This is a genomic window from Streptococcus sp. HMSC034B03 (assembly GCF_001838575.1).
Classification (GTDB): domain Bacteria; phylum Bacillota; class Bacilli; order Lactobacillales; family Streptococcaceae; genus Streptococcus; species Streptococcus anginosus.
In genome coordinates this window covers 1-22,425 of the sequence record NZ_KV837637.1, presented here as the reverse complement: position 1 = coordinate 22,425, position 22,425 = coordinate 1, and the positions used below count along the sequence as shown (strand labels likewise).

The following is a 22,425-nucleotide window of genomic DNA, read 5'->3' as shown; positions in this document are numbered from 1 at the left end:
AAAATAAAAAATATGAATCAAATAAACCTCATAAAAGGAGGCCGTTGTGTTAGCAATTGAAGAGATTAAAACAGTAAATCTGACAAATTTACCTAATCTGACAATTTTGACTGGTGATGATACAGGGCAATTTGAATTGATGAAATCACAATTTTTACGTCAAATTCAATACGATGCTGCAGATTTAAATATGACTTACTTTGATATGAAAGAAGCCGTTTATCCAGATGTGGAGATTGATCTAGTGAGTTTGCCCTTCTTTTCTGAAGAGAAGATCGTCATTTTGGATCATTTTTTGGATGTGACAACAGCTAAAAAATGCTATTTGACGGATGATGAGCTAAAATCTTTTGAGCAATATTTGGAAAATCCTGCAGATACGACAAAATTAGTCATTTTTGCAGAAGGGAAGTTAGACAGTAAACGGCGAATTGTAAAATTGCTCAAGCGAGATGGTAAAATTTTTGAAGCAAGTGAGCCAAAAGAGCAGGAGCTGCGGGCATACTTTAGTAAGTTGGCTCAGGAACAAGGATTAGAATTTAGTTCACCAGTTTTCGAGGAATTGTTTGTCAAATCCGGCTTTGATTTTAGTGAAATTAGTAAAAACTTAGCTTTTTTAAAGGATTATAAAAAAGATGGCATCATTACAAGCGATGACATTGCTGAAGCAATTCCAAAAACTTTACAGGATAATATTTTTGATCTTACCCAGATGATTTTGCATCAAAAGGTAGATGCGGCAAGAAGCCTGGTGCGAGACTTGACATTGCAAGGTGAAGATGAAATCAAGCTGATTGCGATTATGTTGGGCCAGTTTCGTATATTTGCACAAGTGAAAATCCTCTTTGAAAATGGACGTAATGAAAGTCAGATTGTAGCAGACTTGTCCAGTTATTTAGGACGAAAGGTGAATCCTTTTCAAATCAAATATGCTTTGCGTGATGTGCGATCTTTACAGCTTGATTTTCTAAAAAAAGTACTTGCTTGCTTGATTGAAACAGATTACCAAATCAAGTCTGGAGTTTATGAGAAAAGTTATTTATTTGACTTGGCTTTGTTAAAGATTGCTACCCACAACTTATAAGCAAATAAGTTGAAAATTTTGTAGGTCTACGTTATCATTTTCATATAAAATGAAAAAGGGGAACAAACCAATGGCAATTATTTTACCTGATTTACCTTATTCTTACGATGCTTTGGAACCGTATATTGATGAAGAAACGATGCACTTGCATCATGACAAACACCACAATACTTATGTCAATAATGTAAATGCGGCTCTGGCAAAACACCCTGAAATCGGTGAGGATTTGGAGCAACTTTTGTCAGATGTAGAAACCATTCCAGCGGATATTCGTCAAGCTGTTATCAATAACGGTGGTGGTCATCTCAACCACGCGCTTTTCTGGGAATTGATGACGCCAGAAAAGACAGAGCCGTCAGCAGCATTAGCAGCAGACCTTGAAGCAATATTTGGTTCATTTGAGGATTTCAAAGCAGCATTTACAACAGCTGCGACAAGTCGCTTCGGTTCAGGTTGGGCTTGGCTGGTGGTCAATAATGATGGTAAATTAGAAGTGACTTCAACTGCTAATCAAGACACACCAATCTCTGAAGGGAAAACACCAATTTTAGGAATTGATGTTTGGGAACATGCTTATTATGTGAAGTACCGCAATGTTCGTCCAGATTACATCAAAGCATTCTTCTCAGTCATCAACTGGAATAAGGTTAATGAATTGTACGCAGCAGCAAAATAAGGTGTGCAATGAGATAGAAAAAACGAATCTGATTAGGTTCGTTTTTTTCTGTTATAGTAAAATTACCTATAAATTCCTTCCAAATAAAACCAGATTTGTTGTTTGAGGAATTTCAGAGAATGATCATTGGTTCGATCAATGACACCGAAAACAAGATAGTGATTTCTAAACAGCAGTTCATAATCAATATGTTCTCCAATAAGGACAATTTTCCCTCTTTTATCATATTTTCGGATTGTTTCAATTCTTTTGGTGGCATCTTTAAATGAGAAAAATTTGGATTGTACCACAAAATAAGTAGTCGGGCGAAAAGTTCGCTGCGCAGGATGCGTCAATCGCAGCTTTATTTTAAAGAATTGATGGATTGTTCGAAGATAGAGAGCCGTAAAATAGAGAGAAATAGAGCTAATAAAAGAATAAGGTTGAATTTGAATCATTATGTTTCCTCCTAGCTTATATCCTACCATATCAAATGAAAGATAACTGAGCAAATCCTGAACGGTATGTATAATGTCCTGAACAGCATTTTTGAACCATTCAGGCCATTATACATACCGTTTAAGATTTTTGTAATTTATTTAAAAATATTTTGGGATAATCATATTATAACGATGAAAGGGCTTATTCTATCAGATGATTATTTTAGATAAATTTTTCAGTCCATCAGCCACAGTGCTATTAAGACTAGAAAAAATTCAAAATTGGGGAGATAGCAATGCCACAGCACTGTTTATTCTTTTTTTATCACTCAGCTATTTATTTATCCATTCTATTCCCATATTAAGTATTCTACTAACCGGCTTTGCTTTTAGTATGATGATAAGTTATGTTTTAATAGATGTTTATCTCAAATTACGTGTCTACTATTACCTACGTAACAAATAATCCGAGTTTATTTTAGAAAGGAAATCATTGTTGTGAATGTTAAGAAAACATTTGTTCCTCAAATAGATGCAAGAGATTGCGGTGTCGCTGCGCTTGCTTCCATTGCAAAATACTATGGTTCAGACTACTCTCTTGCACATCTGAGAGAACTTGCTAAGACAAGTAAAGAAGGGACAACGGCTCTTGGAATTGTTCAAGCAGCGCAAGAAATAGGTTTTGAGACACGACCGATTCAAGGGGATATGTCTTTGTTTGATATGGAAGCTATTCCCTATCCTTTTATCGTTCATGTTCAGAAAAAAGCTAAACTCCCACATTATTATGTTATCTATAAAAATACGAAAAAAGGTCTGCTAGTTGGAGATCCTGACCCAAGTGTAAAAATAACTAAGATATCAAAAGAGACATTTGCAACAGAATGGACTGGTGTTGCTATTTTTTTAGCACCAGAACCTAGCTATAAACCACATAAGGATAAGAAGAATGGGCTTACTAGCTTTTTACCACTCATCTTTAAACAGCGTTCTTTGATTTTTTATATTGTCTTAGCTAGTTTGCTTGTGACCCTCATTAACATTGTTAGTTCTTATTATCTGCAAGGGATTTTGGATGAATACATTCCAAATCAGATGAAATCAACTCTTGGAATCGTTTCAATTGGGCTTATCATTACTTACATCTTGCAGCAAATGATGAGTTTTTCCAGAGATTACTTATTGATTATACTTAGTCAGCGATTAACCATCGATGTAATTTTATCATATATTCGACACATTTTTGAATTACCGATGTCTTTTTTTGCTACGAGACGCACTGGAGAAATTATTTCTCGTTTTACAGATGCTAATTCCATTATTGATGCTCTCGCTTCTACAATACTTTCACTCTTTCTTGACCTTTTTATTTTGATAATGGTAGGAGGGGTACTATTATTACAGAATACCAACCTTTTCTTCCTCACTCTGCTTGCTATTCCTATCTATACAGTGATTATTTTTGCTTTTATAAAGCCTTTTGAAAAAATGAATCATGACGTTATGCAAAGTAATTCCATGGTAAATTCTGCTATTATCGAAGATATTAATGGCATTGAAACGATTAAATCTTTAACCAGCGAAGAAACTCGTTACCAAAAGATAGACAGCGAATTTGTAAATTATTTAGATAAATCTTTTACGCTTAGTAAATATTCCATTATGCAGACATCTCTCAAACAAGGAGCACAATTTATTTTGAATGTTGTTATTCTATGGGTTGGAGCATCTCTGGCTATGTCTCAAAAAATTTCGATTGGACAGCTGATTACTTTTAATGCACTCCTTTCGTATTTTACAAGTCCACTTGAAAGTATCATCAATCTGCAAACTAAGCTGCAGTCGGCTAAGGTTGCTAACAAGCGGTTGAATGAAGTTTATCTGGTAGAATCCGAATTCAAAACCAAACAAGTCATTACAGAGAAAAATTTCTTGGCTGGTGACATTACTTTTCATGATGTTTCTTATAAATATGGCTTCGGACGAGATACGTTATCGGATATTAACTTAACAATAAAAACAGGAGATAAGGTGAGCTTAGTCGGCATCAGTGGTTCGGGAAAGACAACACTTGCCAAAATGATGGTTCATTTTTATGAGCCTTATAAAGGGCAAATCCGTCTTAATGGAAATGATCTTAAAATGATTGATAAGAAGACGCTTCGTCAATATATCAATTATTTACCACAACAAGCCTATATTTTTAGTGGTTCCATCTTAGCAAATCTTACATTAGGGACGAATCAAATATTTTCTCAAGAAGAGATTATTCGCGCTTGTGAAATTGCAGAAATTCGTTCGGATATTGAACAAATGCCTATGGGATATCAAACAGAATTGTCCGATGGAGCTGGTCTATCAGGTGGACAAAAGCAAAGAATTGCTCTAGCACGCGCCCTCTTAACAAAGTCACCAATTCTTATTCTTGATGAGGCAACGAGCGGATTGGATGTTTTAACTGAGAAAAAGGTCATTGACAATCTGATGGGCTTAAAAGACAAAACGATTATTTTTGTTGCTCATCGTCTCAGCATTTCAAAGCGGACAAATCAAGTGATTGTTCTTGATAAAGGACAGATTATTGAAACTGGTTCCCACACTAAATTGATGGAAAGAAAAGGTTTTTATCATCATTTATTTAGCAAATAAGGAGTGAATTATGAATCCCAATCTGTTTAAAAGTGCAGAATTTTATCATCGAAGATACCATAACTTTGCGACCGTTCTTATTCTTCCTTTGGTATTGTTCGTTCTATTTCTGGTTCTTTTTTCTTTTATCGGTCAAAAGGAAGTGACTATCAAATCTATCGGTGAAATTACACCAACGAAAGTCATTGCTATGATCCAATCAAGCAGCAATAATACGATTTTGATTAACCATTTAGCCGAAAATAAGGCAGTCGTAAAAGGAGAGTTGTTGATTCAATATGCAAAAAATATGGAAGTCTCTCAACAAACAGCTATTAAAACTCAACTTGCAACTTATCAACGACAAAAAGTTGGCATAGAAACACTCAAATCGAGTTTGCATCAAGGGATAAATCTTTTTTCGGGTGAAGATGAATTTGGCTATGCTAATACTTTTAACAATTTTATCAAGCAATCGCAGGATCTATCATTAGGAATTTCAAAAAGCAATATCGAAGTCAGTAAACAAGCTTCTTTGGCTCATAACACAATTGCTGCGATTGATCAGCAAATCAATGATTTAACAAAACAGATAAATGATTATCGTGAACTGCATCAGGTCATCTCGGAGAATGCTTCACATTTACCAAAGAGTAATCCACATCAGACAACATTCAACATGTATAAGAAACAGTATCAAGCTAATCCAGATACTTCCCTCACAAATCAGTATTTGTCTCAAATTGATACCAATATATCCAATTTAAACTCTTCCATTGCGAATCTAAAGATTCAAAAAGCTGGTACTGGAACTGCGGCGACTTATGACAATAGTCTTTCTACGAAAATCGAAGTACTCCGCACACAATTTATCCAAACGGCTGACCAACAGTTAGCAACCCTTATGACCCAAATCACTGATTTACAGAATCAATTGAATCAAGCAAATGTCCAGCTTCAAAACAATAGATTAGTCGCTCCCGAAACAGGTGTTCTGCATATTAGTGAAAAGTTAAAAGGGAACAACTTATTACCTAAAGGAACTGAAATTGCCCAAATCTATCCAGATATCACCAAAACAAACGAAGTCCTTATCGCTTATTATGTGCCTTCGACCTATATGACCAATTTAAAAAAAGGACAAACCACTCGTCTAACTTTAGAAAAAATTGGAAAGCAGTCCATCACCATTATCGGAAATATCAATAAAATTGATACTTCCGCTACTGAAACAAAACAAGGAAACCTTTTTAAAGTAACTGCCAAGGCTAAAATTTCTAAGTCCAATGGACAAGTGATCAAGTATGGTCTACAAGGAAGAGTAACTATTGTCATTGCGAAAAAATCATTCTTTGATTACTACAAAGACAAACTGTTGAACAATGTCGAATGACCGTTTAGGACGAAATCACTACCGTTTAAGATTTAACGATTCATTATTCAACAGTTGGGTTATAATAAATATATCAAAAAGGAGGTTCTATTATGGATAAAAAACAAACATTGGATCATTTTCATACACTTACAAGTCAAGAACTCGAACAAGTTGTCGGTGGCGGCTGGTTGGAAGACTTATTTAGTCCTTATTTAAAAAAGTATAAATTAGGCAAACTTGGACAACCTGATTTAGGATAACATAAAAACCATTACTGTACTTGATATTACAGCAATGGTTTTCTTTAATTCAGATGAATCTCAAGGACATGCTGGAAACGATAATTTTGACTAGCGCTAGTAAGAGAAACATTTGGATATCGATCCAGAATTGCTAAGACATTTGATAATCCAATTCCTCGCCCAGATCCTTTAGAACTAACTCCCGCATCAAAAATATAAGACATGTCTATATGCTCTTCTTTTATAGCATTTTCAATGGAGAATACCTGCTTGTTTTCTGACAAAACATAAGCAATCGTCATAGTTGGAGTGGCAGCTTCAATCGCATTATCACACAAAATGGAGACAATGGTGATAAAGTCAACTAATTCCATTCCTTGTGGACAAATATCTTCTGGAACCTCCAATGAAACGGATACATTATGCTCTTGAGCTTGTGCAAATTTAGCAGCTAGCAGGCTTTTTAAGGCATCGTTTTTGATATGGACTAACCGTCCAATATCATACTTGGGATTGCGAAAACGCTTATTGGAATCTTTCAAAACAGAATGATAGACATTCTTTACAATGCCTATATCATTTTGCTCAATTCCTAATTTCAAGGTTGTTAAAATATTAGCGTAATCATGCCGAAAGCTCCGAACTTCTGTGTACAATTCCTCAATGTGATGACTGTAGTTTTCCAAGTTTTTTAACTGTAAATCTTTTTGAAGCATTAAATCACTTTGGATTCTCTCTCGTAAATGACGGTCTAAATAATTGGCAACACTCACAAAAAGGATAAGATAAAGAACTACTAAACTTTCTCTAAAATTTAGTGTCTGTAAGTTATTCTCATTTTCTAAATAAGATAGAACTTGAACAATAAGATGATAAATAATCATGCTGATATTTACAAAGATGATAATTTTCTTATCGTTGTGATTAATTTTTTGAGATTTTAATGTCTTAAAATTATATTGAATTAAACGCAAAAAAAGTAATACTATCAGCGTCGCCATAATTGAGGTGACAATCGGACCAAAAAAACTTTTATTGAGTCTTTCTACACTAAAACTAAATAAAGGAGATATGAAAAAAATAATCAAGCGTTGAATTAAATTCCATAGTGTGATTGGAAAAAGTCCGTAAAAAATTTTTAACGTTTTGTTGTAAGATTTTCCAACAATCCAAGAAAAAATTAAAAAATAAGTTGGACCTATCAGATAAGAAAATAAATTATTTGGAATAAAAGAAAAAATTATACTATAAAATAAGTTAGCTAGAATTGCTATTAGATATGTTCTAGTTATTAATTTTTGTCCACTAATGTAGGAAAAAAGAAACAACAATAAAAACATGTCTACGATAATCAATGATAATTGCACCATAATATCATTCCCTCCGGTGCAGGGCTGCAATAGCTTCTGTTAGCCCTTTTATTTTTGATCTAGAAACAAGACAAGTAGCACCATTCTGGAAGTGAAGGATATGATTTACTTTATCCACTTGATGGACATTAGCTGGGTTAACAACAAAGGAACGATGACATTGGTAGAACCGTTTTTCTTTTTTTAACATATCTGAAAGATTGGCAGTAAATTCCGTACGCCCTCTATGTGTGTAAAGTACTAAACGGTGAGGGCGAGAGGAAGTTTCGATGTAAAGAATATCTTTAAACGGCACTTGTATTTGTGTATGAGGTGTTTCAAAGAGAAGAGAATCGTCTGCCAGGCCTTTGCCTGTTAGGTTTTCAGTATGTAGCAGCGCAGTTTCGATCCGTTTTTTAAAAGTTTCTTTTGATAACGATTTGTCAAGATAGTCAAGGGCGCCGACTTGCAGTTTAAACGCTGCCGGCATCAATTCAGAGTGACTGGTTACAAAGACAATAATGGCATAAGGATCTATCTCGCGTATCTTTTTGGCGACGTCTAAGCCCTTTTTTTCTTCAGTTTTGATTTCAATATCCAAAAAGAAAACCTGATGGCTTCCTTTCTCAGATATGGCTTCTAGTAATTGTTTAGGTTTTCCAAAAACTTCAAAATGGTGATATTGAAGACGATGTTTTTCGATAATTTTTTCAACAATAGTCTCCATATAATATTGTTGAGTAAGATCATCTTCTAAAATAAAAATATTCATTTTCATAATGTTCCCGATTGATAAAATATGTAAGAATTATGTGTAATTCTAGTATTCATTATATAAAAAGGATTGGAAGTTCACAAGAACAAAATATAAAAATATTCAATAGATTCAAAAAATAAACAAACTGATAACACTTTATAGCTATCAGCTTGTTTTTGCTTACTAAAAAAAGAAATGAAAATAAAACCAATTATAAATGATATACCAGATAGAGGCTATGAAAGTATATAAATTCCACAATACATGAAAGAGCATCTGAAGTCGGATGTTTTGACTATAACGGTAAAATAGAGATAATGCCAATCCACTTAAAAAGTAAAAACTGAGATTGACCCAGTCTCTCTGAAGTAAGATCATGTGTCCTAACGTAAATAGACTAGCAGAAAGCAAGACGTCTAAATAATAGTTTGAATTGGTAAAGAACCGAGACATGACATATCCTTGATAAAAAAGTTCTTCTATAATTGGACTCATCAATACCGTTATGAGAATACTACAAATATCAAAAATTTTTCCTCCACTCCAGATACCAACCTTACTGTAAAGTTTGGTATTCATAGTCGTTCGCGCCATATATTGCACCAAGTCTTTCCTTATGTCTGCCAATAAGAAAAAGATGAACAGTAAAGCAAGAAAAGCTGCGATATCACGTTTATGGATTTTCTTCCTTTTAAAAATAGAGGATAAATCTGCTCGTTTCAAGAGATAAAGGATGAAGAACAGCATCAATATCTCTTGAATTAATATCATAACACCAACTGCTGTCAAATTCCACTGAAACAAAATAGCAATATGAAGGGCTAAAGTTTCTGGAAGACCTGCCAGTAAAATAGTAAAAAGTATTATAAAAATGAGTGAAAATGCTAATTTCTTCATCGTATCTCCTATTTTGAAGTAACCTTATATTCTTATTCTACAAAATTTTTATAAAAGATTTCATTGAAATCCCAAATGATAGCGTTGGTGTCCTAAATGGTTAAAAATACGATTCAGGATGTCAGAAGTACCATTCAGGATTTATAAATTTATAAAATATATTATATGCTATACTAAATTTGTCAGGTTGCAACAGGACAAAAATATGAAAATAAAAAGGAGGTATTCATCATGAATACAAAATCACTCGAAAAATTTGAAGTACTGAACTCTGAAATGCTGGCAAGTGTTGAAGGGGGGAAAATAGGAGCTGGGGAAGCAGCACAGGCATTGGCTGTTTGCACAGTAGCAGGTGGAACGATAGGTAGTGTTTTTCCTGGAGTTGGAACTGCTGTAGGTGCTATTTTAGGGGCACAGTATTGTACAGGAGCTTGGGCAATTATTCGAGCTCATTAAGGAGGTTAAAAAGGAACAAATATGAAGAATACACAGAGAGTAATAATAACAATGCTGATATCTATTATATTAATTACTATAGTAGGAATGTATTTTAAGATTAGAGCGATTAACATACTAAAGCTTAGTCTTTCTAGTTTGGTATTAGAAATATTAATTCATTATTTTGCATACAAACAGAATAGACCTCAAATTACTTTATCAAAAACTTTTGATTTATACAAAAAGTTTGTTAAAAAAACATTACCGATGTCTATTGTTATAATTACATTTGTTGGTTATAAAATTTTCTTCTCAGATATTCCTAATATTTTGTCCTTTTTCTATTGTCATATTATTGTTGTATTTTATACCGTTGGTTATATTTTGTGTTTAAATAATAATATATTAAAAAATGAAAGAGAGTGAGAATTTTATGTTAAATTTAAAAGGTGAAGTTGTAAATGAGCTATCAGATGTTCAGCTTTCTGAAATTAGTGGTGGAGGTTCAGGATATTGTAAGCCTGTTATGGTAGGAGCAAACGGTTATGCATGTCGCTATAGTAATGGCCGATGGGATTATAAAGTTACTAAAGGAATATTTCAAGCAACTACAGATGTTATTGTTAAAGGCTGGGCAGAATATGGTCCGTGGATTCCAAGACATTAACAAGTCTTTTAAAAGCGAATATAAAAATTAGATTGTTTTAGGAGTAATATTATGGGAACTTTAAGATGGTTTGCTGGTGGGCAGGAAAGAAGAGAACGAGCAATTTTTCTTATCAACCAAATGTTTTCTGAATTTGATAGTAAAAACGCGAATCCACTATATCAAGTGCTGGATTCTTATCGAACAGAATTGAAGTTTGATGGAACATCTACACCTTATATATTGACTCGTATGAATATTGATATTTCTAAAGTACTTTTAAACAATAATATACGACTGTCAAGTACTGAATCAAGTCAGTTAAAGGAGCTGAGGGCTTTGTCTCATATTAGAATAATCTAGGTATTTGTGTGGATTGATAATTAGCTTCTATATAAGACCACTGAAAAGATTGGTACTGGACATGGTATAATAAAAGTGGACACAAAATTGTGTGGAAAATAGGATAGTAGCATATCAAGAAAGATTTTCGATAACATCTGGGAGGGTGTAAATGAAAGCGATTTATAAAAATAAAATAGCTGATGTTTGGAAAATTAGCAGAGAAGCTGAACAACCTGATTGGGTGAAAGAAGCGTTTGCTAAAAATTACTTGTATTGGTTGGATGATCATCTTCGGATTTTAATGGCTGGTCTGAATCCTTCTACTGTGGAGAATTTAAAAATTGGTACAGTTGGAACAATAGGCGGTGGATTTGCAGGTTATGGTATGTATGTGTTGGGCTATATTGGTGATTATTTGGATATAAGCAATCATCGGGTAGTTTCTCAAAAAACATTTGAAAAAGAATACCGTATTCTAGAGAGTTTGTAGATAAATAAATTGATTTTTCTGACCACTTTTATAGCATTTCTAAAAAGGCTCTAAGTTATAATTCACTTAGAGTCTTTGATTTTTAGCAGACCAATTTGGAACAATCACTATTCAAGACGTCAGAAGTACCATTCAGGATTTGCAGATTTATAAAATATGTCGTGTGCTATACTAAGTTTATTAAGTTGCAACAGGTTGAAATTATTAAAATAAAAAACAGGTATTCATCATGAAAACAAAAACATTGGAAAAATTTGAAGTACTGAACTCTGAAATGCTGGCACGTGTTGAAGGGGGAGGTTGTAATTGGGGTGATTTTGCAAAATCGGGTATTGCTGGTGGTGCGGGTAATGGATTGAGATTAGGAATCAAGACCATAACATGGCAAGGAGTAGTTGCAGGAGCTGTTGGGGGAGCTATTATTGGTAAAGTTGGTTATGGAGCTACTTGTTGGTGGTAAGTGAAATGGGGGAATAAATGTTTGATATAAAAAGTTTCGCACTAGGTTTTATCACTATGATGATATTAACTTGGTTAGATAAACCAATTATTTACTTTCTGGATAAATGTAAGAAAATCTCAAAAAAATAAGATGATGATAAAATTTTTACTAATTAGTTTATTATATTTACTGGTTCTCTTGATAATATATTTTGTACCTTCACATAAGAAATTTATTATCATTCTTTCATTTCTATCAGTATCCTATTTGTGGTATATTTTCGTTCATATTTTAAATATTTAAGAAAATTTATCATTTGATATTGAAAATTATCGACAGGAAGACAGCTCGTTTGATTTCCTGTTTCTTACTTTTTACCATTCAGGCTATCAGAGCTACCTTTTAGGATTTTCGAAGATGAAACTGAAATAGTTACCTTATACTGTAAATAGAACATAAAGGAGTTTAAAATGATGAAAAAACAATTATTAAAATCACTTTTATTTAGTTCGGTGTTATTGCTTGCTTTTGGAAATAACATAGTTTTTGCTGATGGGGTTCATAAAGAGGAACATCAACGCACAGCTATAACTGAAATAGTGTCTGAAGGTTCGACAGGAGCTGTTGTTAAAAATGACACAAATCAAGACTCAATTGCGACAGATACGAAACCTGTAAGGATGCCAGCGTCAAAGGAAGATACAGCTGTAGAAAAGAAAAACTTGACAAAGAATAAATCTGCTTCTACTTCAAACAAAACTTCTGCAGCAAATGGCATTCCAAATTCTCAAGACTCAAAAGAGGTTGATGTTGCTACTTATCGTGAGAATATAGCTGAACTTCCCAAGGCTACGATAAAAGATGTTTATTCAGCTTTTACTTCGGATAATAAAGAACATACGATTTATGTAGGACGGGAAACTTGTTATTTTTGTCGACAATTTTCTCCTGAACTAAAAAAGTTTAATCAATTAACAGGTGGAAAATTAGAATACTATAATACAGATGGTGAAGATTTTGATGAACATGCAAAAGAATTTTTATTTAATACAGTTGGTATTCCTGGTACCCCAACGATACTCTATCTTAAAAATGGTACATTAACTTCCGGTTGGGTCGGTGGAGGTATCACTGCTCAAGAACTCTATGATTATCTGTATTTTCATAAAGCACCGGCAGGCAAAAAGCAAGAAGATAACCCTCAACATCAAGAGAATAAAAATGATAAACAAGTTAAACAAAGCCAAGCACCAGCTTCTATTGACTTAAAAAACAATGAGGAATCCTTACCAAAAGACGTTAGTGTCAGTTCAGAGTCAAATAAAGAAGATGCTAGGAATCAAAATTTAACGCCATTAACAAATAGGCAAATTAAATATACTCAAAATAACATGCAATTACCCAAAACTGGCATCAAAAAGAGTAAAGGATTATTCCGATTTGGGTTGGCAATGGCTCTTCTTACATTATCATTTTATCTAGGGATGAGAAAAGGATTGAATGATAGAAAATGCTATTGAATCATCATTAGTAAGAATTAAAAACGGATGATGATTCTGTGCACTCCATCTTGTCAAATGTTCATTCTTCCTATATAATGAGGTATATAAGTTAGGAGGAGTGCGTGAGTAGAAAGACAATGATTCTTTGTTTGATTGGTTGCTTTATAATGTGTGGTGTATTAGTATCAAGTGCTGTATACTTTGGCCAAGCTAGAAAGGCACATCCTACGAAAGTAGCTGCAAATTATCCTACCAGTCAAGAAAAGCCAAAAAATTCGTCAAAAGAGTCTAAATTAGTCACTCGTGTTTCGTCAAAGAGTATAGAAGAAAAGCAGAAAGTCATGGAATCTGATTTGCCTGTAATGGAAGCCTATGGTTTGTATTATGATTATGCTAATCTAAATTTGGTTCAAGTTGTAAAGGCTTATCTAGATGAGATGGGAATAGAGCATTCGCAGGTTGCATTTTCTTATAAGGACTTAACGAGTGGACAAATCTACGCTATGAATGAAACGCAACCGATGACAGCGGGCTCGACTTACAAATTGCCATTAAATATGTTGGTCGTTGATGAGGTAGAAAAAGGAAATTTATCAATGACCGAGCGGTTTGATATTACCCATACTCGCTATGAGTATATCGGTGAACATAATAACTATGTAGCAGCATTTAATGGGACCATGAGCATCCCTGAAATGCAGGAGTATTCCCTTCTTTATTCTGAAAATACGCCAGCTTATGCCTTAGCTGAGCGCTTAGGTGGCTTGGATAAAGCCTATACAATGTATCAGCGCTATGGAAAAGGCAAGGGGGAAGTTGAGACGATCAACCAACAAAATCAAACCACGACTGACTATTATATTCAGGTTTTGGATTACCTTTGGAAACATCAGGAAAAGTATAAAGATCTTTTGTATTATATCGGTGAATCTTTTCCAAACGAATACTATAAACGATATGTAAGAGACATTCCAATCTACCAAAAGCCAGGTTATGTTGCAGAGGCATTAAATGTAGATGCAGTTGTGTGTGAGGAAAAGCCTTATTTGATTGCCCTTTATACAGCAGGACTGGGAGGAACGACTTCAGAGAGTGATGAAATCAGTGGTGTTGGTATTACGCAAGTTGGACAATTGGCCTATGTCATCAATGAATGGCATCGAGTGAATATGAATTAAGATACGTATATTTATAGGGCGAAGGACACGTTGTAAAAAGAACAAATTTCAGAAAAATGTAAGGGCTCTCTTTAAGATTGAAGCCCTTTTGTGTTATAATAAGAGCAGAATGTAAAAAAAGGACCACAAGGATATCATGATTAACAAAGAGCATTATCGTTACATTAGAGAACATCCTGCTTTTAAAAATTTGCCAGTTGAATATTTTGATAAAATAGCTGTTGAGATTCAATTTCGCAAAGTGCCAAAAGGGCAAATTATTTTCTTTTCTGGAGATAAGCGAGAGCGACTTTTTTTGATTTATAAGGGCTATGTTCGGATTGAGCAGTATGATCAGACAGATTCGTTTAATTACATTGATTATGTGAAAGAAAATACCATGTTTCCTTATGGTGGCATGTTTGAAGATAAAGATTATCATTATTCTGGGATTTCTGTGACGGATTTAGAATACTTTTCGATTCCTGTTGACTTGTATGAATACTATTCCAAACAAATTATAGAGCAAATGTTATTCATTACGCATAAGTTATCAAATATTTTGCGTTTCCATGAATTACGCTTGCGAAATTCCGTTTTAGCGAGTGCGACAGAGCGAGTTATCCAAGCGATTTCAATTTTATGTATTGATTTTTGTCAAGATAGAGATGATATTCCTTTTGCCCTTAGTATGAAAGAGTTAGCCAAGTTGGGGGCGACCACTCGTGAAACAGTTAATCAAGTGTTGAAAAAATTAACAGAAGAAAACATTATTCAATATAATCGAAAGAAACTCGTCTTTTTGAATAAAGAATACTTTTTAAAGTATTTTGAAGATATGTAGAAAAGAAGGACAGAATTGCAGTCCAAAAAGCAATTTTTGGTCCTTTTTTAATTTAGAAACCTAAACATTTAAAAATATCCTCAAAAACTTCATTTGTTTCTAAAAAATAATTATTCATAAAACCAATAAAATGCATAAAATATTTATAGAAAGCGTTTTATTTTGAAATAATATTAGAATTTATTTTAAAAAAAGCAAAGGATTTGGCATTTTAAATGTATAATTGATTGTGAAAGCGCAAACAAAAGATATTACAATATAACATGTAAATAGAACTTAAGGAAACTTAAGTCACAAAGAAAAAAGAGGAGGACATAAGATGTCTACACATCCTATTCATGTTTTCTCAGAAATAGGAAAACTGAAAAAAGTTATGCTACATCGTCCTGGTAAAGAGTTGGAAAACTTGATGCCAGACCATTTGGAACGTCTACTTTTTGACGATATTCCATTCTTGGAAGATGCTCAAAAAGAACACGATGCATTCGCAGACGCTCTACGTAAAGAAGGTATTGAAGTTCTTTACCTCGAAAAATTGACTGCTGAATCATTGATTTCTCCAGAAATTCGTAACGAATTTATTGAAGAATATCTTGACGAAGCAAATATCCGCGGAGCACAAACAAAAGTTGCTATTCGCGACATTCTTCATGGTATAGAAGACAACCTTGAGTTGGTTGAAAAGACAATGGCAGGCTTCCAAAAAGCAGAATTGCCAGAAATTCCTGAAGAAGCTAAAGGACTGACTGACTTGGTAGAATCAGACTATCCATTTGCCATTGACCCAATGCCAAACCTTTATTTCACACGTGACCCATTTGCTACAATTGGTAATGCGGTGTCATTGAACCACATGTACTCAGATACACGTAATCGTGAAACACTTTATGGTAAATACATTTTCAAATACCACCCAGTATATGGTGGCAATGTTGACTTGGTTTATAACCGTGAAGAAACAACTCGTATTGAAGGTGGAGATGAACTCGTTCTTTCTAAAGATGTCCTTGCAGTAGGTATTTCACAACGTACAGACGCAGCATCTATTGAAAAACTTTTGGTTAATATCTTCAAGAAGAATGTTGGCTTTAAGAAAGTGATTGCATTTGAATTTGCTAATAATCGTAAATTCATGCACTTAGATACAGTCTTCACAATGGTTGACTATGACAAATTCACGATTCACCCAGAAATTGAAGGCGACCTTCGCGTTTACTCTGTTACTTATGAAAATGAAAAACTTCATATTGCAGAAGAAAAAGGCGATTTGGCTGAATTGTTAGCTAAGAATCTTGGTATTGACAAAGTTCATTTGATTCGTTGCGGTGGCGGAAATGCTGTTGCAGCTGCTCGTGAACAATGGAACGACGGTTCAAACACCCTTACAATTGCACCAGGCGTGGTAGTGGTATATGACCGTAACGTTGTTACAAATAAGATTCTTGAAGAATATGGACTTCGTTTGATTAAGATTCGCGGAAGTGAATTGGTTCGCGGTCGTGGTGGACCTCGTTGTATGTCAATGCCGTTTGAACGTGAAGAACTTTAAGATTAGAAAGAGGAAATAATAGAATGACAAACTCAGTGTTCCAAGGACGCAGCTTCTTGGCAGAAAAAGATTTTACACGTGCAGAATTAGAATACCTTATTGGTTTAGCAGCTCACTTGAAAGATTTGAAGAAACGCAATATTGAACATCACTACTTAGCAGGTAAAAATATTGCTCTCTTGTTTGAAAAAACTTCAACTCGTACTCGTGCAGCTTTCACAACAGCAGCGATTGATCTTGGCGCTCATCCAGAATACCTAGGAGCTAACGACATTCAGCTTGGCAAGAAAGAATCTACTGAAGATACAGCTAAAGTATTGGGACGTATGTTTGACGGGATTGAATTCCGCGGATTCAGCCAACGCATGGTAGAAGAATTAGCAGAATTCTCAGGTGTTCCTGTATGGAATGGTTTGACAGACGAATGGCATCCAACTCAAATGTTAGCTGACTATTTGACAGTTCAAGAAAACTTTGGTCGTTTGGAAGGCTTGACTCTTGTCTATTGTGGTGATGGACGTAACAACGTTGCAAACAGCCTTCTTGTAACAGGTGCTATCCTCGGTGTGAATGTGCACATCTTCTCTCCAAAAGAACTCTTCCCTGCTGAAGAGATTGTGAAATTGGCAGAAGGATATGCAAAAGAAAGTGGCGCACATGTCTTAATCACTGACAATGCAGATGAAGCTGTTAAAGGTGCAGATGTCCTTTACACAGACGTTTGGGTATCTATGGGTGAAGAAGACAAATTTGCAGAACGTGTAGCCCTTTTGAAACCTTACCAAGTAAATATGGACTTGGTTAAGAAAGCTGACAATGAAGATTTGATTTTCTTACACTGCTTACCAGCTTTCCATGATACAAATACTGTCTATGGTAAAGACGTTGCTGAAAAATTCGGCGTTGAAGAAATGGAAGTAACTGACGAAGTATTCCGCAGCAAATACGCTCGCCAATTTGACCAAGCTGAAAACCGTATGCATACTATTAAAGCAGTTATGGCAGCAACTCTTGGTAACCTTTATATTCCAAAAGTATAATTTAAAACCAAAACCGTTTACCAACAGCTATGAGGGCTGCGACTAATAGCTTTAGTCCAGTCCTCATTTTTGATAGTGCTCGTGTTCATTTTAGTATGATGTTAATAGAGGAAAAAGGCGATAGAACAAACAACCATAATTACTGATGCAGTCACTCTCAGAGAAATGTAGTCTGAGACAATGCTATTCTAACCTCATTCCTACGTTTGTTGCAGCTGGATTCTATCTTGGACTACTAAAATGAAATTGAAACACTATAATGAGAAAACTCTAAGGAGGCTAATTATTTATGGCAAATCGGAAAATCGTTGTGGCTTTGGGAGGAAATGCCATCCTTTCATCTGATCCATCAGCTAAAGCACAACAAGAAGCATTAGCAGAAACAGCAAGTCATCTTGTAAAATTGATTAAAAATGGTGATGACTTGATTATCACTCATGGAAATGGACCGCAAGTTGGAAATCTTTTATTGCAACATTTAGCAGCAGATTCTGAAAAAAATCCAGCATTCCCGCTTGATTCGCTCGTTGCGATGACAGAAGGAAGTATCGGCTACTGGTTGCAAAATGCTCTTCAAAATGCTTTACGTGAAGAAGGGATTGAAAAAGAAGTTGCTTCTGTTGTGACACAAGTCGTGGTTGACAAAAACGACCCAGCTTTCACAAATTTGAGCAAACCAATCGGACCATTCTACACAGAGGAAGAAGCAAAAGCAGAAGCTGAAAAGAGTGGAGCTACTTTCAAAGAAGATGCTGGACGTGGCTGGAGAAAAGTAGTTGCTTCACCAAAACCAGTTGGAATCAAAGAAATTGAAACTATTCGTACACTCATCAATGCAGGACATGTCGTTGTGGCTGCTGGTGGTGGCGGCATTCCTGTTATCAAGGAAGACAATGGTCATCTTGCCGGCGTAGAAGCAGTAATTGACAAAGACTTTGCTTCACAATGTCTGGCTGAATTGGTCGAAGCAGATCTTTTCATTGTCTTGACAGGTGTTGACTATGTTTATGTGAACTACAATAAACCAGATCAAGCTAAGTTAGAGCGTGTTAATGTAGCTCAGCTTGAAGAATACATCAAGCAAGAACAGTTTGCACCAGGAAGTATGTTACCTAAAGTGCAAGCAGCTATTGCCTTTGTAAATGATCGACCAGAAGGCGAAGCTGTCATTACTTCTCTTGAAAACTTAGGTGCTTTAATTGAGTCTGAAAGCGGAACGATTATTGAAAAAGGATAACAGAGTGTTATCATTTATAAGTTTAAGACTGTAATAAAACTTTTTAAAACAATGTCGGTGTTTCCTATTTTTAGATTTGCTTTCTTTAGGTCTATTTTACTGTTGTAAAATGATAATTTTTTTGAAAATGACTAGTATTTTTCATTTGAATATGTTAAAATATAGTAAAAGGAAGCGCTTTCTGAAAATGGGATTCGGTTAAATTTTTACAATTTGTTACATTTAGGAGGAAAACAAATGAGTGAAAAAGCAAAAAAAGGGTTTAAGATGCCGTCATCTTATACCGTTTTGATGATTATCATTGCCATTATGGCAGTATTGACCTGGATTATTCCAGCTGGTCAATATGATGCTGATAAGTCTGGTAATCTAATTACAGGAACCTATAAGACTGTTGCTCAAAATCCGCAAGGGATTTGGGATGTCTTAATGGCTCCGATTCGTGCTATGCTTGGGAAAGAACCAACTTCAGCAGCGATTGATGTCGCCTTCTTTATCTTGATGGTTGGTGGTTTCCTTGGAGTAGTGAATGAAACAGGTGCCCTTGATGTAGGGATTGCTTCTATCGTCAAGAAGTACAAGGGTCGTGAAAAGATGTTGATTTTAGTCTTGATGCCTTTGTTTGCCCTTGGTGGATCAACTTATGGTATGGGTGAAGAAACGATGGCTTTCTATCCACTTCTTGTGCCAGTTATGATGGCAGTAGGATTTGATAGTTTGACCGCGGTAGCTATTATCCTTCTTGGTTCTCAAATTGGATGTTTGGCTTCTACTCTAAACCCATTTGCTACAGGTATAGCTTCTGCGACAGCAGGTGTAGGTACTGGTGACGGTATCGTTCTTCGGTTAATCTTCTTTGTTGTGATGACAGCTTTGGGTACTTATTTCGTATATCGTTATGCAGATAAGATTCAAAAAGATCCTACAAAATCTTTGGTTTACAGTCATCGTGAAGAAGATTTGAAGCACTTTAATGTAGATGCAGTTGCTAATGTAGAATCCACTCTTAGCAAGAAACAAAAACAAGTGTTGGTACTCTTTGTCTTGACCTTTGTTCTCATGATTATGAGTTTCATTCCATGGACAGACTTGAAGGTAACTATTTTTGAAAGTTTCAATAAATGGTTGGTTGGACTTCCGTTCATTGGTAAGATTGTTGGTAGTTCAACATCTGCTTTGGGTACCTGGTACTTCCCAGAAGGGGCAATGCTCTTTATGGTAATGGGTATCATCATTGGTTTTGTTTACCGCATGAAAGAAAGCCGCTTTATCACTGTCTTTATCAATGGTGCGGCTGATCTTCTAAGTGTTGCGCTTATCGTAGCTGTTGCGCGTGGTATTCAAGTTATCATGAACGATGGTATGATTACAGCTACAATCCTTCACTGGGGTGAAGTAGGACTGAAAGGTCTATCATCTCAAGTATTTATCGTATTGACTTACATTTTCTATCTGCCAATGTCATTCCTTATCCCATCAACCTCTGGTCTTGCCAGTGCAACAATGGGTATCATGGCACCTCTTGGAAAATTCGTCAACGTTCCAGCAAGCTTGATTATCACTGCTTACCAATCTGCTTCTGGTCTTTTGAACCTTGTTACTCCAACATCTGGTATCGTTATGGGGGCACTTGCTCTTGGACGTATTGATTTGGGTACTTGGTGGAAATTCGTTGCAAAATTGGTTGCAGGAATCTTTGTAGTAAGTATTCTACTTCTTATTTTAGGAACTTTCTTATAATAAGAAATTAATGAGGTGTTCTCTATGAAACAATTTTTAACCGAAAAAATTAAGTCTGATTATTTAGAATCGCTGAAAACGATCGTTTCCTACCCGTCAGTTCTTAATGAAGGGGAAAATGGAACACCTTTCGGACAATCTATTCAAAACGTCTTAGAAAAAATGCTAGAGATCACTAGGAGTTTAGGTTTTAAAACTTACATTGATCCTAAAGGCTATTATGGATATGCAGAAATCGGTCAGGGAGAAGAACTCCTGGCCGTTCTCTGCCATTTAGACGTTGTTCCAGCTGGAGATTTGTCCGATTGGGAAACTCCTCCATTTGAAGCAACTATAAAAGATGGTTGGATACATGGACGTGGGGTGCAAGATGATAAAGGTCCGTCCCTAGCTGCACTTTATGCTGTTAAAGCACTGATGGATGCGGGTGTCACATTTAACAAACGAATTCGTTTTATCTATGGTACAGACGAAGAAACGCTGTGGCGCTGTATGGCTCGTTACAATGAGCTAGAAGAAACAGCAACACTTGGTTTTGCACCTGATTCATCTTTTCCATTAACCTATGCCGAAAAAGGATTGTTGCAAATTAAATTGCATGGTCCTGGTTCACAAGCGCTTGCTATCGAGGCGGGAGAAGCCTTTAATGTTGTACCTGCAAAAGCAGGTTATACGGGAAATTTGGCGGATTCATTAGAAGCAGAGTTAAAAAAAGCTGCATTTGGATATGAACGGGTAGGCGATACAGTCACTGTCATTGGTGTTCCTAAGCATTCAAAAGATGCAGCTGAGGGAGTGAATGCTATTGTACGTTTGGCAATGGGGCTAAATCCACTTGTTCAACACTCTACTATTCAATTTATGGCAAAAGCAGTTGGTGAAGATGCTACAGGCAGCAGCTTGTTTGGTGAAATTTCAGATGAGCCTTCAGGAACCTTGTCGTTCAATGTTTCTGGGCTAACTATAAATCAAGACGAGTCCGAGATTCGGATTGATTTGCGGATTCCAGTTCTTGCTGACAAAGATAAATTAGTACGAGAACTAAGTCAAATTGCTGAAAAATATCAATTACGTTATGAAGAATTTGATTATCTTGCACCGTTATATGTGCCACTTGATAGTGAATTGGTCAGTACCTTAATGGCTGTCTATAAAGAAAAAACCAATGATGATAGCCCTGCTGTGTCTTCTGGCGGTGCTACATTTGCTCGCACCATGCCAAATTGCGTGGCCTTTGGCGCACTTTTCCCTGATGCTTTGCAAACAGAACATCAAGCGAATGAACGAACTGTGATTGAGGATTTGTATAAAGCAATGGATATCTATGCTGAAACGATTTATCGCTTAGCTGGAAAATAGTTAGAAGAAAGTGGGAATGAGAAGAACTTGTAAATTGCACAAGAGTTTATTTTCCACCTAACTAGCAATCAATCATTGCGTCAATGTGGTTTTGATAGCGAAAAGCTGCGATTGAACAAAAGTGGTTCAATGTCATTGTAGTGGGGGTGATTCTGCTAGCAAAAAGAGAGGACGAGATGTACTGACCCCCAAAAGTTGGACAAATAATT

Annotated in this window: 23 protein-coding genes; 19 read left to right on the top strand and 4 right to left on the bottom strand. The window is 35.4% G+C overall.

What is annotated here, in order from left to right; translation table 11 throughout:
* Positions 1 to 46 precede the first annotated feature (46 nt).
* Positions 47 to 1,084: a DNA polymerase III subunit delta gene (gene holA / locus HMPREF2634_RS07955; RefSeq protein WP_021001445.1), complete on the top strand. Its 1,038-nt coding sequence runs from the start codon at positions 47 to 49 to the stop codon at positions 1,082 to 1,084.
* Positions 1,085 to 1,154: 70 nt separating this feature from the next.
* Positions 1,155 to 1,760, top strand: a complete 606-nt coding sequence (locus tag HMPREF2634_RS07950) for a superoxide dismutase (protein ID WP_021001446.1) — start codon at positions 1,155 to 1,157, stop codon at positions 1,758 to 1,760.
* A gap of 62 nt (positions 1,761 to 1,822) precedes the next feature.
* Here the strand turns inward: HMPREF2634_RS07950 and HMPREF2634_RS07945 are convergent, their stop codons facing one another.
* Complete coding sequence (locus tag HMPREF2634_RS07945) at positions 1,823 to 2,197, bottom strand: hypothetical protein (protein WP_037590248.1); 375 nt, start codon at positions 2,195 to 2,197, stop codon at positions 1,823 to 1,825.
* A 480-nt stretch (positions 2,198 to 2,677) separates the two neighbouring features.
* On the opposite strand from HMPREF2634_RS07945, the gene HMPREF2634_RS07940 reads away from it, so the two are divergent.
* From HMPREF2634_RS07940 to HMPREF2634_RS07930, 3 genes are all read left to right on the top strand, one after another.
* Positions 2,678 to 4,828 carry a peptide cleavage/export ABC transporter gene (locus tag HMPREF2634_RS07940; RefSeq protein WP_003025436.1) on the top strand — a complete coding sequence of 717 codons (2,151 nt, stop codon included), beginning with the start codon at positions 2,678 to 2,680 and terminating at the stop codon, positions 4,826 to 4,828.
* Positions 4,829 to 4,838: 10 nt separating this feature from the next.
* Complete coding sequence (locus HMPREF2634_RS07935; RefSeq protein WP_021001448.1) at positions 4,839 to 6,200, top strand: bacteriocin secretion accessory protein; 1,362 nt, start codon at positions 4,839 to 4,841, stop codon at positions 6,198 to 6,200.
* Positions 6,201 to 6,292: 92 nt separating this feature from the next.
* Positions 6,293 to 6,442 carry a ComC/BlpC family leader-containing pheromone/bacteriocin gene (locus HMPREF2634_RS07930; protein WP_003025431.1) on the top strand — a complete coding sequence of 50 codons (150 nt, stop codon included), beginning with the start codon at positions 6,293 to 6,295 and terminating at the stop codon, positions 6,440 to 6,442.
* A gap of 44 nt (positions 6,443 to 6,486) precedes the next feature.
* Here the strand turns inward: HMPREF2634_RS07930 and HMPREF2634_RS07925 are convergent, their stop codons facing one another.
* The 3 genes from HMPREF2634_RS07925 to HMPREF2634_RS07915 all read right to left on the bottom strand — a co-directional run bounded on the left by HMPREF2634_RS07925 (position 6,487) and on the right by HMPREF2634_RS07915 (position 9,427).
* Positions 6,487 to 7,794, bottom strand: a complete 1,308-nt coding sequence (locus tag HMPREF2634_RS07925) for a sensor histidine kinase (RefSeq protein ID WP_021001449.1) — start codon at positions 7,792 to 7,794, stop codon at positions 6,487 to 6,489.
* 4 nt (positions 7,795 to 7,798) lie between these two features.
* Complete coding sequence (locus HMPREF2634_RS07920) at positions 7,799 to 8,545, bottom strand: response regulator transcription factor (RefSeq protein ID WP_037590320.1); 747 nt, start codon at positions 8,543 to 8,545, stop codon at positions 7,799 to 7,801.
* Positions 8,546 to 8,713: 168 nt separating this feature from the next.
* Positions 8,714 to 9,427, bottom strand: a complete 714-nt coding sequence (locus HMPREF2634_RS07915) for a CPBP family intramembrane glutamic endopeptidase (RefSeq protein WP_021001450.1) — start codon at positions 9,425 to 9,427, stop codon at positions 8,714 to 8,716.
* Between the two features lie 231 nt (positions 9,428 to 9,658).
* Between HMPREF2634_RS07915 and HMPREF2634_RS07910 the strand changes: the two genes are divergently transcribed.
* From HMPREF2634_RS07910 to HMPREF2634_RS07845, 14 genes are all read left to right on the top strand, one after another.
* Complete coding sequence (locus HMPREF2634_RS07910) at positions 9,659 to 9,883, top strand: Blp family class II bacteriocin (protein ID WP_003025424.1); 225 nt, start codon at positions 9,659 to 9,661, stop codon at positions 9,881 to 9,883.
* Between the two features lie 87 nt (positions 9,884 to 9,970).
* The gene (locus HMPREF2634_RS07905; RefSeq protein ID WP_003037422.1) at positions 9,971 to 10,291 is read left to right on the top strand and encodes a hypothetical protein; all 321 of its coding nucleotides are present in this window, start codon (positions 9,971 to 9,973) and stop codon (positions 10,289 to 10,291) included.
* 7 nt (positions 10,292 to 10,298) lie between these two features.
* Complete coding sequence (locus tag HMPREF2634_RS07900) at positions 10,299 to 10,532, top strand: garvicin Q family class II bacteriocin (protein WP_003025420.1); 234 nt, start codon at positions 10,299 to 10,301, stop codon at positions 10,530 to 10,532.
* A gap of 51 nt (positions 10,533 to 10,583) precedes the next feature.
* Entirely contained in the window at positions 10,584 to 10,874 is a 291-nt protein-coding gene (locus tag HMPREF2634_RS07895) for a bacteriocin immunity family protein (protein WP_021001453.1), read from the top strand.
* Between the two features lie 151 nt (positions 10,875 to 11,025).
* The gene (locus HMPREF2634_RS07890; protein WP_003025418.1) at positions 11,026 to 11,346 is read left to right on the top strand and encodes a hypothetical protein; all 321 of its coding nucleotides are present in this window, start codon (positions 11,026 to 11,028) and stop codon (positions 11,344 to 11,346) included.
* Positions 11,347 to 11,575: 229 nt separating this feature from the next.
* Positions 11,576 to 11,806, top strand: a complete 231-nt coding sequence (locus HMPREF2634_RS07885; protein WP_021001454.1) for a Blp family class II bacteriocin — start codon at positions 11,576 to 11,578, stop codon at positions 11,804 to 11,806.
* Between the two features lie 452 nt (positions 11,807 to 12,258).
* Positions 12,259 to 13,308: a DUF6568 family protein gene (locus HMPREF2634_RS07880; protein WP_021001455.1), complete on the top strand. Its 1,050-nt coding sequence runs from the start codon at positions 12,259 to 12,261 to the stop codon at positions 13,306 to 13,308.
* Between the two features lie 104 nt (positions 13,309 to 13,412).
* Positions 13,413 to 14,468, top strand: a complete 1,056-nt coding sequence (locus HMPREF2634_RS07875; protein WP_080655058.1) for a serine hydrolase — start codon at positions 13,413 to 13,415, stop codon at positions 14,466 to 14,468.
* Positions 14,469 to 14,604: 136 nt separating this feature from the next.
* A complete protein-coding gene (locus tag HMPREF2634_RS07870; RefSeq protein WP_003025412.1) occupies positions 14,605 to 15,291 on the top strand; it encodes a Crp/Fnr family transcriptional regulator in 687 nt (228 codons plus the stop codon).
* A 319-nt stretch (positions 15,292 to 15,610) separates the two neighbouring features.
* A complete protein-coding gene (gene arcA, locus HMPREF2634_RS07865; protein ID WP_021001457.1) occupies positions 15,611 to 16,840 on the top strand; it encodes an arginine deiminase in 1,230 nt (409 codons plus the stop codon).
* A gap of 23 nt (positions 16,841 to 16,863) precedes the next feature.
* Positions 16,864 to 17,880 carry an ornithine carbamoyltransferase gene (argF, locus tag HMPREF2634_RS07860; protein WP_021001458.1) on the top strand — a complete coding sequence of 339 codons (1,017 nt, stop codon included), beginning with the start codon at positions 16,864 to 16,866 and terminating at the stop codon, positions 17,878 to 17,880.
* 289 nt (positions 17,881 to 18,169) lie between these two features.
* A complete protein-coding gene (gene arcC, locus HMPREF2634_RS07855; protein WP_003025409.1) occupies positions 18,170 to 19,117 on the top strand; it encodes a carbamate kinase in 948 nt (315 codons plus the stop codon).
* A gap of 237 nt (positions 19,118 to 19,354) precedes the next feature.
* A complete protein-coding gene (locus tag HMPREF2634_RS07850) occupies positions 19,355 to 20,857 on the top strand; it encodes a YfcC family protein (protein WP_021001459.1) in 1,503 nt (500 codons plus the stop codon).
* Positions 20,858 to 20,881: 24 nt separating this feature from the next.
* Entirely contained in the window at positions 20,882 to 22,216 is a 1,335-nt protein-coding gene (locus tag HMPREF2634_RS07845) for a dipeptidase (RefSeq protein ID WP_070836446.1), read from the top strand.
* The last annotated feature ends 209 nt before the right edge of the window (positions 22,217 to 22,425 follow it).

Bases quoted from the DNA above. Each gene is read 5' to 3' on its own strand.
- HMPREF2634_RS07930 (WP_003025431.1), top strand. From the start codon at position 6,293: ATGGATAAAAAACAAACATTGGATCATTTTCATACACTTACAAGTCAA.
- HMPREF2634_RS07900 (WP_003025420.1), top strand. From the start codon at position 10,299: ATGTTAAATTTAAAAGGTGAAGTTGTAAATGAGCTATCAGATGTTCAG.
- HMPREF2634_RS07885 (WP_021001454.1), top strand. From the start codon at position 11,576: ATGAAAACAAAAACATTGGAAAAATTTGAAGTACTGAACTCTGAAATG.
- HMPREF2634_RS07870 (WP_003025412.1), top strand. From the start codon at position 14,605: ATGATTAACAAAGAGCATTATCGTTACATTAGAGAACATCCTGCTTTT.
- argF (WP_021001458.1), top strand. From the start codon at position 16,864: ATGACAAACTCAGTGTTCCAAGGACGCAGCTTCTTGGCAGAAAAAGAT.
- HMPREF2634_RS07910 (WP_003025424.1), top strand. From the start codon at position 9,659: ATGAATACAAAATCACTCGAAAAATTTGAAGTACTGAACTCTGAAATG.
- HMPREF2634_RS07895 (WP_021001453.1), top strand. From the start codon at position 10,584: ATGGGAACTTTAAGATGGTTTGCTGGTGGGCAGGAAAGAAGAGAACGA.
- HMPREF2634_RS07905 (WP_003037422.1), top strand. From the start codon at position 9,971: ATGTATTTTAAGATTAGAGCGATTAACATACTAAAGCTTAGTCTTTCT.
- HMPREF2634_RS07880 (WP_021001455.1), top strand. From the start codon at position 12,259: ATGATGAAAAAACAATTATTAAAATCACTTTTATTTAGTTCGGTGTTA.
- HMPREF2634_RS07920 (WP_037590320.1), bottom strand. From the start codon at position 8,545: ATGAATATTTTTATTTTAGAAGATGATCTTACTCAACAATATTATATG.
- HMPREF2634_RS07925 (WP_021001449.1), bottom strand. From the start codon at position 7,794: ATGGTGCAATTATCATTGATTATCGTAGACATGTTTTTATTGTTGTTT.
- HMPREF2634_RS07850 (WP_021001459.1), top strand. From the start codon at position 19,355: ATGAGTGAAAAAGCAAAAAAAGGGTTTAAGATGCCGTCATCTTATACC.
- HMPREF2634_RS07915 (WP_021001450.1), bottom strand. From the start codon at position 9,427: ATGAAGAAATTAGCATTTTCACTCATTTTTATAATACTTTTTACTATT.
- HMPREF2634_RS07890 (WP_003025418.1), top strand. From the start codon at position 11,026: ATGAAAGCGATTTATAAAAATAAAATAGCTGATGTTTGGAAAATTAGC.
- HMPREF2634_RS07935 (WP_021001448.1), top strand. From the start codon at position 4,839: ATGAATCCCAATCTGTTTAAAAGTGCAGAATTTTATCATCGAAGATAC.
- HMPREF2634_RS07950 (WP_021001446.1), top strand. From the start codon at position 1,155: ATGGCAATTATTTTACCTGATTTACCTTATTCTTACGATGCTTTGGAA.
- HMPREF2634_RS07945 (WP_037590248.1), bottom strand. From the start codon at position 2,197: ATGATTCAAATTCAACCTTATTCTTTTATTAGCTCTATTTCTCTCTAT.
- HMPREF2634_RS07845 (WP_070836446.1), top strand. From the start codon at position 20,882: ATGAAACAATTTTTAACCGAAAAAATTAAGTCTGATTATTTAGAATCG.
- arcA (WP_021001457.1), top strand. From the start codon at position 15,611: ATGTCTACACATCCTATTCATGTTTTCTCAGAAATAGGAAAACTGAAA.
- arcC (WP_003025409.1), top strand. From the start codon at position 18,170: ATGGCAAATCGGAAAATCGTTGTGGCTTTGGGAGGAAATGCCATCCTT.